3 protein-coding genes (1 of these 3 cut by a window edge) are annotated in these 12,467 nt (G+C 38.9%); all 3 read left to right on the top strand.

The window, feature by feature from the left end; genetic code table 11:
* Tightly spaced (each overlapping or abutting the next), the 3 genes in view from H5J24_RS23370 to H5J24_RS23360 form a layout consistent with a single transcriptional unit that may run on beyond the window.
* Positions 1–647, top strand: the end of a protein-coding gene (locus H5J24_RS23370) for an amino acid adenylation domain-containing protein (RefSeq protein ID WP_232815912.1). Its footprint begins 2,467 nt before the window's first position; only the last 647 of its 3,114 coding nucleotides appear in the window; its start codon lies beyond the left edge, outside the window; its stop codon occupies positions 645–647.
* The gene (locus H5J24_RS23365) at positions 644–10,486 is read left to right on the top strand and encodes a non-ribosomal peptide synthetase (RefSeq protein WP_283250802.1); all 9,843 of its coding nucleotides are present in this window, start codon (positions 644–646) and stop codon (positions 10,484–10,486) included. The genes H5J24_RS23370 and H5J24_RS23365 overlap by 4 nt, the downstream gene beginning before the upstream one ends.
* Positions 10,479–12,467 (top strand): non-ribosomal peptide synthetase family protein, encoded by a 1,989-nt coding sequence (locus tag H5J24_RS23360; protein WP_232815910.1) that lies wholly within the window; start codon positions 10,479–10,481, stop codon positions 12,465–12,467. The genes H5J24_RS23365 and H5J24_RS23360 overlap by 8 nt, the downstream gene beginning before the upstream one ends.

Below are 12,467 nucleotides of genomic sequence, written 5' to 3'. Positions count from 1 at the left end.
CAGAAACCACAGTATGTGCTACTCTGCATCATTATAACGAAGATGAAAATCCAGTGAATATAGGAGGTCCAATCGGAAATATGACCGTTTATGTATTGGATAACAATCACCGTATTGTTCCGGCAGGAGCTGTAGGAGAACTATACATAGGCGGAGCAGGAATTGCAAGAGGCTATCTGAACAGAACAGATCTTACAGAAGAACGCTTTATTATTAATCCTTTCCAGACTGAAGATCAGAAAAAGAAAGGTGAAAACGGACGTTTATACAAAACCGGAGATTTGGTTCGCTGGTTATCCAATGGCGAGCTTGAATACATCGGAAGAAATGATTTCCAGGTGAAGATCCGTGGGTACAGAATCGAACTTGGTGAGATTGAAAATAGATTACTTGGATATCCCGGAATTAACCAGGTTGCTGTTTTAGCTAAAGAAAATAATACAGACTTAAAATATCTTGCCGGTTATTATGTTTCTGAAAATGAAATAGAATCATCCTTACTATCAGAATATCTGTCAGAATCACTACCGGAATATATGATTCCCGGAATCTACATTCATTTGACCTCTTTACCGTTGACAATCAATGGTAAGCTGGATAAAAAGCATTACCTGAACCTGAATTTACAGGAAGTAAAAATTATATAGCCCCCGAAAACGAATTACAGGAACAATTATGCAAGGTTTACGGGGAGGTCTTGGGAATCAATCCGGGAAGCATTAGTATTCATGATGATATCTTTAGATTGGGTGGAAACAGTATCATGGCTGTTAAATTAATCAGTAAAATCAGACAGGATCTGGATCTACAGGTTAATGTAGGAATGGTATTTAATCATAAAACCGTGGCCTCTCTTGCCAATGCTTTATCTCTTGCCAATCATGATGAGAAACAAATAGGTATTGCTCCGGTGGAGATCAATTCCCCTGAAGAACAAAGATTGTCTTTTGCTCAGGAAAGACTTTGGTTTATAGAATCTTATGAAGGCGGAAGCAGTGCCTATAACATTCCTGTCGTTACAAGGTTGGATGACAGCATTCAGCTCAGTCTTTTTGAGAAATCTTTGAGAACTGTGGTTATGCGACACGATATACTCCGTTCCATGATCCATACTACTGAAAACGGAATAGTCTATCAGATGGTTACGGATCTTATTCCTGAAATTAAAGTTTCAGAAGTGGGGAATGAAACAGAACTAGAAAATTCAATCAATAAATGTGTAAATAAAATCTTCAGACTGGATGAGGAACTTCCCGTAGAGATCAATATCTTTACACTGAAAGGGCAGGCTTATCTGTCGATTGTGATACATCACATTGCTTTTGACGGATGGTCTACCGATGTTTTCCTAAAAGAAGTAGCTTCTATTTATTATGCTCTTATTGAAGGAAAAGAAGCCGAATTGTCCCCTGTAAAAGTTCAGTACAAAGACTTTGCATTGTGGCAGCGTAATTATCTTTCAGGAGAACGCCTTGATCATCAGATTGGATATTGGAAAAATAAACTGGATGATTTCCAGAATCTTGAATTGCCTTCAGACTTCAAAAGACCGGCGCAAATATCTTATGAAGGAGAAAACCTGTATTTCCACCTGAATGCAGAACAAGGACAAAAGCTTAGAGCGCTTTCCCAAAAGTTAGGTGTAAGTCTTTACAGCCTTATGTTAGGAGGGTATTATCTGATGTTGTCTGCTTATTCAGGCCAGGATGATATTGTGGTGGGAAGCCCGATTGCTAACCGTCACCATGCAGGTCTTGAAGATATCATCGGTTTCTTTGTTAATACCTTGGCATTAAGAGAAAAAATAGATCCTGCACAGACTATCAGTGATTTTATTCTTCAGGTATCACAATCAGTCAATGAAGCCCAATCCCATCAGGATCTTCCGTTTGAAAAACTGGTAGATGAGCTTGGCGTAGAGCAGGATACCTCAAGACACCCTGTTTTCCAGATTATGTTCGGGCTTCAAAGCGTTGATGAAGAGGTGAAAGCAAGCGAAGAAAAGATACTATTCCATCCTTTTGCAGGTGAAGTAGATTATAAGGCGGCTAAATTCGATCTGACCACAATGATTGATGATGATGGAGAAAATATGCGCATCATGTTCAATTATGCGAAAGCTTTGTTTAAAGAAGAAACCATTACCCGAATGGCAGACTCTTATCAACTTCTTTTAGATCAGATGATGGAAGTCAATCCGGATCATACGCCAATCCGTAACCTTTCATTGATATCAGAGAAAGAAACACAGCAGATCATTGCAGATTGGAATAAGACCTATGAAGATTATCCATCAGAAATGACCATTCACAAGTTATTTGAAGATCAGGCTGAAAAAAATCCTGATACTATAGCTTTGGTGTATAATGATGTAAAACTTTCATATTGTGAACTCAATGAACAGTCAAACCGTTTAGCGAATCATCTGATTCATCAGTACCAATTGAAACCGGATGATCTGGTACCGCTATGTCTTGAAAGATCTGAAAACATGTTGATCGCCATCCTGGCCGTATTAAAGGCAGGAGCTGCTTATGTACCAATGGATCCTTCATATCCAGTGGACAGAATAGGACATATTTTAGAAGATACCCAAGCAAAACTGGTCATTGCACAGGAAAGTACAAGAGAGAAATTACAGCATATAGAAGTTATTTCATTGGATGATGTTACCCTTAAAGCAACACTTGAGACGGAAGTGATTAACAACCCTGTTACAGAAGTTCATTCACGAAACCTGGCTTATGTTATTTACACCAGTGGAACTACAGGACTTCCTAAAGGAGTAATGATTGAACATGCAGGAGTTATAAACCTCATCATATCAATGATTAAGGCACACCGACTTGAAGAATATCAGGAGGTAGGATGCTATTCCAATTATGTATTTGATGCCTTTGTGTACGAAGCATTCCCTGTATTGTGTAATGGAAATACTTTATGGCTATACACCAATGAGCTTAGAACTTCAGTGAATGAGCTTAATGATTATATTAAAACAAACGCGATAGAAGTTTCCTTTATTCCACCAGTCTTATTGAGAGAGATTGTGGAGAACGGAACAAGCTTAAAACTGATCTTCGCGGGAGGGGAAAGCTTCCCGGCTTTAGATAAAAATATTGAAAACATTACCCTTGTCAACGAATATGGGCCAACAGAAGGAACCGTCTGTGTTACCCTCCATGAGTACAAAGACGATAAAAACCCATTAAATATTGGGGGAGCCATTGCAAATACAGCCTTATATGTTCTGGATGCTCACTATCGTCCTGTTCCTGTAGGAGGCGTAGGAGAATTGTTCATTGGTGGAGCAGGTATTGCCAGAGGGTATCTGAACAGACCTGAGCTTACAGAAGAACGTTTCATGGTAAACCCGTTCCAGACGAAAGATCAGAAGGATAGAGGTGAAAACAGCCGTTTATACAGAACCGGTGATTTAGTTCGCTGGCTGCCAAACGGAGAGCTTGAATACAGAGGAAGAAATGACTTCCAGGTGAAGATCCGTGGTCATAGAATTGAATTGGGAGAGATTGAAAATACCCTTCTTCAGTTTGAAGGTATTCGTCAGACAGCAGTGTTAGCAAGAGAAAATAAAGCAGGGTTAAAATACCTGGCAGCTTATTATGTCTCTGAGTTGTCAATAGATACCCATCTTCTTTCTGAATTCGTATCAGAATTCCTTCCGGAGTACATGGTTCCCGGTGCTTTTGTTCACTTAACTGAACTTCCACTTACCATTAACGGAAAATTAGACAGAAGAGCATTACCTGAACCTGACTTCACAGCAGGTAAAGATTATGTAGCTGCCGAAACAGAACTTCAGTCTGCACTTTGCCAGATCTATGGCGATGTACTTGGTCTTGATCCGGAGACCATCAGTATTCATGATGATTTCTTCAGATTGGGTGGGGACAGTATTATCAGCATTCAGTTGGTAGGAAAGATCCGCCAACAGTTAGAAGTAAGATTAAGTGTAAAAGAAGTCTTTACAGCGCGAACTGTAGCTTCATTATCTCAGCTTATAGAAGATAAAAAACATGGCAGTGAAGCCACTATCCTTACCGAACAGGGTATTCTTACAGGAGAAGTGCCGCTTCTTCCAGTGCAGGAATGGTTCTTCGAACAAAAAGAATCAGGTTATCTTACAGAATTCAATCATTGGAACCAGGCTTTCTTAATCAATGTTCCTGAACTTGACAAAGTTCTTTTTGAACAAGCTGTAGAGCAATTGTTAACGAAGCATGACGCTTTCAGATTAGGATATACAGGCCATACACAAGAGTATAAAACAGGTCAAAAAACTCCTGAAATTAAATATCTTGATGCTTCTGGCTTGAATCCTGAAGAATTAGCTGATATATTCACAGATTGGCAGTCTAATTTCGATATTGAAAAAGGACCATTATATCAGATCGGATATATCAATGGCTATCAGGATGGAAGTGCAAGAGTATTCTTTGCGTTCCATCACATTATTATTGATGCGGTGAGCTGGAGAATCCTTACCGAAGACCTGAAAAACATCTATCAAACCCTTGAAAAAGGAGAAAACTATCAGATTCAGAAAGGAAGCAGCTACCGTCAATGGGTAGAAGCCATAAGAAATTATAAAAAAGAAGACCCGGAATCCAGAGATCAGGAAACCACCTATTGGAATCATATCGCTGATACAGTTGAGGAAAGCAATTCAACGCTATCTCAACTGATTACTGAAGGTTATCACCATGGTCATCTTCAGTTGGATAAAGAATCTACAGGAAACCTGATTCGTGGAGTACATCACGTATATCACACCCAGATCAATGATTTGTTATTGTCTGCTTTAGCTTCAGCTCTTACTAAAGTTACTGGAGATCAGCGTCATGCTATTTTATTGGAAGGACACGGACGTGAAGAAGTATTCAGCCAGTTAGATATTACCGAAACAATGGGTTGGTTCACCACCATGTATCCGGTACAGCTGGAAACAGGAAAATCAGTAAAAGAGACTATTGTTCTAACCAAAGAATCTTTAAGGAGTATTCCAAATAATGGAATTGGTTATGGTAGCCTGGTAGGATATATAAACCGTGAATTACCAAAAATCAGCTTTAACTATCTGGGACAGCTTGATCAGGATGATGCATCTGGAGATAAAGCATGGTTCATTGCTGCTGAAAACAGTGGTGCCGGAGTTGGAGCATCCAATCGTGACAGCCATTTTGTAAGCATTAATGGAGCAGTGGTTGACGGACAGCTTAGATTTGGAATCTCAGGATACCTTTCTGATGAAAGAATTACGCTTTTAGCCGAAAGCTTCAAACAGAACCTTGAAGCTGTCATTAAGACCCTTTCAGAAGAAACCAGAAGCTATCTTACTGTATCGGATGTAGATGATGTAGTAGAAAAAATTCAGCTTTCAGCCATTCAGGAGAAAGGAGAAATAGAAGGCGTATATCTTGCGAACAGCTTGCAGGAAGGATTCGTATACCATGCCCTGAATCAGGGAGAAACAGATGATGCCTACAGAGTACAGCTGATGTGGGAGTATAGGGCTAAAATAAATCCGGAAAAGCTTAAAAACTCCTGGAAGTTAACCCAAGCACAGTATCCTTCTTTAAGAGTCAGATTCGATTGGAATGGAGAAATTGTACAGGTCATCGATAAAGAAGGACAATTAGACTGGCGATATGAAGATATCAGTGCGATGTCTGAAGAAGCTCAGGAAGAGTGGATTAAAGAGATCACTCATAACGATCGTTTTGAAGCATATGATCTTTCTGCAGGAAATCTGTTCAGAGTCTATCTTTTCAAACGAAGTGAAGAATATTACAGCTGCCTGTTCAGTAATCACCATGCTATTCTCGATGGCTGGAGTATGCCTGTCATTATGAATAGTGTTCATGATGCTTATCTGCACCAGCTTCACGGTCAGGAACCCACCTTATTGGCAGATCACGCGTATGCAGCGAGTCAGAAATATTTACAGGCCAATAAACAAGCAGGACGTAGCTTCTGGAATCAGTATATGACCCTTCTTGAAGATCAGGAAGACCTGAAAAGCCTTGTAAAAGAAAACCAGAGACATATTGATTTAGGAACTTATCGCCACATTCAAGATCATCAGAAAGTAACAATGCTGGTGAGCGGAAATAGATATGACAGCCTGAAAGACTTTACGAAAGCTCACGGATTAACAGTAAATGCCGTAATGCAATACTTATGGCACAGCCAGTTAAAACTGTATAGCGGATTGCAGACAACTGTGGTAGGAACAACTGTTTCGGGAAGAAACTTACCTGTTGATGGGATAGAATCCTCAGCCGGTTTGTATATCAACACTTTGCCATTAATTGTGAGTCATGAAGAAGGACGTGTGATAGATCGCATTATGGAAATCCAGAACAGAATCAGTGAACTAAATTCTCATAGCGATATTAGCCTTGCAGAACTTCATCATGATGGGCGTCGTATTTTCAGCAGTTTATTTGTGTATGAAAACTATCCTGTACCCAAAGGTGGTGGAAATAATGAACTAGGTTTTGCCTTTAGGGATTCCGTTGAAAAACTGGATTATCCGCTCAGCATAATGGCTTCAGAGCAGGGAGATCGTGTGACTCTTAAAATCAACTACGAAGGCTTTATTTTTGAATCGGAAACGATGAAACAGCTGGTAAAAGGAATGGAATTGATGTTAGATCAGATCGTAAAAGATCCTGATATGAATTCAAATAATATTTCATATGTTGCTGATAACCATGTTGATTTGTTGAACTCCTGGAATAATACAGCAGATATAAATACTTCATATTATGCAACTCTTCATCAGCGTTTTGAAGAGCAGGCAGCCAAAACACCGGATCATATTGCATTGGTGTACAAAGATATCCGTCTATCTTATAAAGAACTGAATGAAAGATCCAATCGTTTAGCAAATTATCTAATTCAAACCTTTGATATTCAGCCGGATGATCTTATTCCTTTATGTCTGGAACGTTCAGAAAATATGCTGATTGCTATTTTGGCAGTATTAAAGTCCGGAGCAGCCTATGTTCCGATGGATCCTTCATATCCAATAGAAAGAATAGAACATATTCTTACAGATACAAATGCAAGAATCATGATAAGCCAGAATAGTACAAAAGATAGAGTACAGATACTGGATAAAGCTGAGGTTATTTCTCTGGATGATGTTGATTTACAATTAACTGTCAATGAAATGGTATCAAAAGCACCCGTTACATCAGTAACTCCAGAAAATCTGGCATATGTGATCTACACCAGTGGAACAACGGGACTTCCGAAAGGAGTAATGATTGAGCATAGAAATGCAGTCAATGTGGTTGATCAGGTAAGGGAAGCTTATGGCTTCAGTGAAGGAAGAAAGATAACCGCTTATACCTCATATGTTTTTGACGTTTCCGTATCGGAATTTTTCAACACCCTGTTATTCGGAAACGAACTTCATTTATTGGACGAAGAAACGAAGAAAGATGCAGATTCAATAAGCAGATACCTGTTAACTCATAAAATTGATTATACTTATTTACCGCCTGTAATGCTTTCCGTACTGCCGCGTATAGAATACCCGGACCTTAAAGGATTACTGTATGCAGGAGAACCGTGTGATTATGAAACAGGTAAATACTGGTCAGAATATACCCAGCTTTATAACCTGTATGGTCCAACTGAAGCAACCATTTATGCAACCTATAAAAAAGTAGAGCATGGTGATGTACAGCTTATCGGTCGTCCTGTAGGGAATTCCACAGCTTATATTTTGGATGATTACGCCCGCCTACTTCCTGTAGGGGCTATTGGAGAACTTTATCTAGGGGGTGCGGGTATTGCCAGAGGCTATCTGAACAGAGAAGATCTTACAGAAGAAAGATTTGTTGATAATCCTTATCAGACTGAAGAGCAAAAGAAAACCGGTGAAAACTCACGCTTATACAAAACCGGAGATTTAGTTCGATACTTAGCGGATGGAAATATAGAATACATTGGCCGTAACGACTTCCAGGTGAAAATTCGAGGATATAGAATTGAACTGGGAGAAATAGAAAACAGACTTTCAGAATATTCACAAGTAAGACAATCTGTAGTTTTGGCTAAGGATAATGCAAATGGAATGAAATACCTTGCCGGGTACTATGTTTCAGATACCGCATTAGAGCTGGAAAAGCTTACCGCATTTTTATCAGAAACATTACCGGAATATATGATTCCTTCTGTCTTTATTCATTTAAAATCATTGCCATTAACCATCAATGGTAAGCTTGATAGAAAACAGTTACCTGAACCTGAATTTATAGGAGGAAATGAATATACAGCTCCGATCAATGATCTTCAGCAAAAGCTTTGTACTATTTATGGACAAGTACTGGGAATAAATCCAGAATATATCAGTATTCATGATGACTTCTTCAGATTAGGCGGAAACAGTATCATGGCTATTAAGCTTATTGGTAAAATCAAACAGGAACTAGGGCTACAAGCCAGTGTATCAATGGTATTCAACCATAAGACAGTTGCTTTATTAGAAGGCGCATTAGCAACCGAAGAGACTACTGCTGAAAGCATTGAGATAATTCCTGTTGAGGTTAGCTCACCAGAAGAGCAGCGCTTGTCTTTTGCTCAGGAAAGACTTTGGTTTATAGAGTCATATGAAGGCGGAAGCAGTGCTTATAATATTCCAATGACCGTTACTTTGAGTGCGAAAACTGATATTCCTGCTTTATGTAAGGCTTTAGAAACAGTAATTCAACGTCATGAAGTTCTTCGTACACTCATTCTGACCACAGAAAATGGAGTAGGCTACCAGATAGTGACTGATCTCCTTCCGAAAATCAGAACGATAGAAGCAGGAAATAGAGAAGGGTTAGAAGAATTAGTAAACAAAGCTGCTCATAAAGTATTTCGTTTGGAAGAAGAAACCCCTGTTGAAATCAACATTTTTAGATTAGATAATACCCATTATCTTTCAGTGGTTATTCATCACATTGCTTTTGATGGCTGGTCTACCGATATATTCCTGAAAGAAATAGCTGCTGCTTATTATGCTATTGCAGGAGGACAACAGCCTGAACTTCTTGAATTAACAATCCAATACAAGGATTTTGCATTATGGCAGCGAAATTATCTTACAGGAGAACGTCTTGATCGCCAAATTGACTACTGGAAAACAAAACTGGATGACCACCAGAGCTTAGATCTTCCGGTAGACTTCCACAGGCCGGCGGAAATTTCTTACGAAGGAGATACCATAGGATTCAATATCCTGGAAGAAACAGCACTTGGCTTGAAAGAAGTATCTAAAAAACTTGGAGTAAGCTTGTACAATGTGATGTTGAGTGGTTACTATCTTACCCTTTCTGCCTATTCAGGTAAGGATGATATTATAGTGGGAAGCCCGATTGCCAACCGTCACTATGCAGGCCTTGAAGACCTTATTGGATTCTTTGTCAATACATTGGCATTAAGAGAAAAAATTGATCCTAAACAAGATATCAGAGATTTCATCCTGCAGGTGTCAAAATCCGTAACAGAAGCACAGTCTCATCAGGATCTTCCTTTTGAAAAACTGGTGGAAGAGCTGGGAATAGAACAGGATACTTCAAGGCATCCTGTGTTCCAGGTGATGTTTGGGCTTCAGACCAGCAATGGAGGTGAAGCAGTAGCTCAGGGAGAAGACATTATTTTCCAGCCTTTTGATGGTGAGGTAGACTATCAGGCAGCAAAGTTTGATCTTACAACGATGATTAATGAAAATCCTGACGGGATTCAGATGACCTTCAACTACGCGACATCTTTATTTAAAAAAGAAACGATAAACCGTATAGCTGATACTTATCAATATCTGTTGAGCCAGATTGTACAATCCGGAGTCTCTGATAGTAAGAATTTGAAAATAGGAGAGTTATCCCTTCTGTCAGAAACAGAAAATAGACAGATCATTGAAGTATTGAATGATAACAGAAAAGAATATCAGGATAAAAATACTATTCACCAGCAGTTTGAAGCCCAGGTTATTAAAACCCCTGATGCTCCAGCTTTGGTATATCAGAATGTTAGATTATCTTATAAAGAGCTGAATGACAGAGCTAATCAGTTGGCTAATTACCTTATCAAAGAATACCAGCTTCAGCCGGATGATTTGGTTCCGCTATGCCTTGAACGTTCTGAAGAGATGTTGATAGCCATTCTTGCTGTATTAAAAGCTGGAGCAGGCTACGTTCCGATGGATCCTTCATATCCTGCAGAAAGAATCTCCCATATTTTAAAAGATACAGCAGCTGAGGTTATTCTTATTCATGAAGAAGTAAAGCATAAATTAAGAGAGATTTCTTTGGATATAAATATGGTTTCATTGAACAGCAGAGAAGTAGCTGATCAACTGATGGCAGCAGAGGATCATAATCCTGCGACTCATGTATCTTCAGACCATTTAGCTTATGTGATTTACACCAGTGGAACCACAGGACTTCCAAAAAGGAGTAATGATTGAGCATAAAGGAGTGATCAATCTGATGGATGCCATGACGAAAGTTCATCAGCTTGAAAAATATCAGAATGTAGGCGTGTACTCCAACTATGTATTTGATGCCTTTGTATATGAGATATTCCCGTCTTTATGTAACGGAAATACCCTTTGGCTGTATAGTAATGATTTGAGAACTTCAGTAAATGATCTTAATGCTTATATTAAAGAAAATACTGTAGAAGTTTCCTTTATTCCGCCAGTTCTGCTGAAAGAAATTGTGGATAATGGAACAAGCTTACAACTGATCCATGCCGGCGGAGAAAGCTTCCCTGCTCTGGAGAAAAATATAGAGAACATTACCTTGATCAATGAATATGGTCCAACAGAAGGAACTGTATGTGCCACGCTTCATCATTACAAGGAAGATAAAAATCCGCTGAACATTGGGAAAGCCATTGCGAATACAAGTTTATATATTCTTGATAACCAATATCGCCCTGTTCCAACAGGTGCGGTAGGAGAGCTATATATTGGTGGGGCTGGTATCGCCAGAGGTTACCTGAACAGACCTGAACTTACTGAGGAACGTTTTATGGCAAACCCATTCCAGACAGGAGATCAGAAAGAAAGAGGAGAAAACAGCCGTTTATACAAAACAGGAGATTTAGTACGAAGATTAGCGAGTGGAGATCTTGAATATATGGGAAGAAATGACTTCCAGGTGAAGATCCGGGGCCACCGAATTGAGCTGGGAGAAATAGAAAATACTGTACTCAACTATGAAGGGGTTCGCCAGGCTGCCGTATTGGTAAAAGAAAATAAAGGCGGAATAAAATATCTGGTTGGATATTATGTATCCGATCCTGTAATTGATCCACAGCAGCTTTCAGAATTTCTGATGGAGTCTCTTCCGGATTATATGATCCCGAATATTTTTGTTCATCTTGATAGGCTTCCTTTAACGATCAACGGTAAATTGGATAGAAGACAGCTTCCTGAACCTGAGTTTACAGGCATTTCAGAATATGCAGCTCCTGTGAATGAGCTTCAGAGACAATTGGCAGAGATTTATGCTGAAGTTTTAGAAATTGATTCTGAAAGGATAAGCATTCATGATGATTTCTTCAGATTAGGAGGAAATAGTATTATGGTCATCAAACTGATAAGCAGAATAAGAGCTTTATTGGATGTACAGATCAAAATCATTGATATTTTCAAAGAAAGAACCATTCATAAATTGTCAGTGATTCTTGGCAGCTATGGCAAAGAATATAAAACGGTTTCAACGCTGGGCGGGATTAATAACAAGCCTAATATTTTCCTTATTCATCCAGGAAATGGAGGAAGTGAAGTATATCAGTCTCTGGCAGAACAGCTTAAGTCAGATTATGATTGCTATGGGGTAGATTCTTACAACCTATACCATGAAGAGAAAATTGATAATCTCAGCAGGCTGGCCAATTATTATCTGGAACACATGAATATCATACAGGAGCAAACCCAACAGGAAGAATACATTTTGCTGGGCTGGTCTTTGGGTGGAAATATTGCATTAGAAATCGCTTCTGAACTGGAGAAAAGAGGACATCAGAAAATTAAAGTTTATTTGCTGGATACCATTTTGTATGCATCAGATCAGACATTAATAGACTTTCTTTCATTCCCTACAGATGAAGAATTAAGTAACAGGCTGGAGGTCCCGATTGGTGATGGTCATTTTATAGCCACCAAAAATTTCATGTCAGCAGAATTTATGATTGCTAAAGAACCTATTTCCAATAATCTGAACTTTACCCAGGTGGTATTACTGAAAGCAATGCAGAGTGGGGAGACATTCAATGAATCATTTAATAATCATATTAAAAATTCAATGTACAATAATATAGACTCGATTGTAGACAACAGAGATTTACTTTCTGTGTATCCTATTGAAGCTTCGCATCAGATGATACTTGAGAAAGAAGAGCAGATCCTGGATATCATTAATCAAACAGTTGGAAAATAA

Origin of the sequence: Chryseobacterium capnotolerans, assembly GCF_021278965.1 — a bacterium.
GTDB classification, from domain to species: domain Bacteria; phylum Bacteroidota; class Bacteroidia; order Flavobacteriales; family Weeksellaceae; genus Chryseobacterium; species Chryseobacterium capnotolerans.
The sequence above is the reverse complement of the archived record's forward strand: the minus strand, read 5'-3'. Positions and strand labels throughout refer to the sequence as shown.

Excerpts from the sequence above, each read along its gene's own strand:
- H5J24_RS23360 (WP_232815910.1), top strand. The coding sequence starts at position 10,479 with ATGATTGAGCATAAAGGAGTGATCAATCTGATGGATGCCATGACGAAA.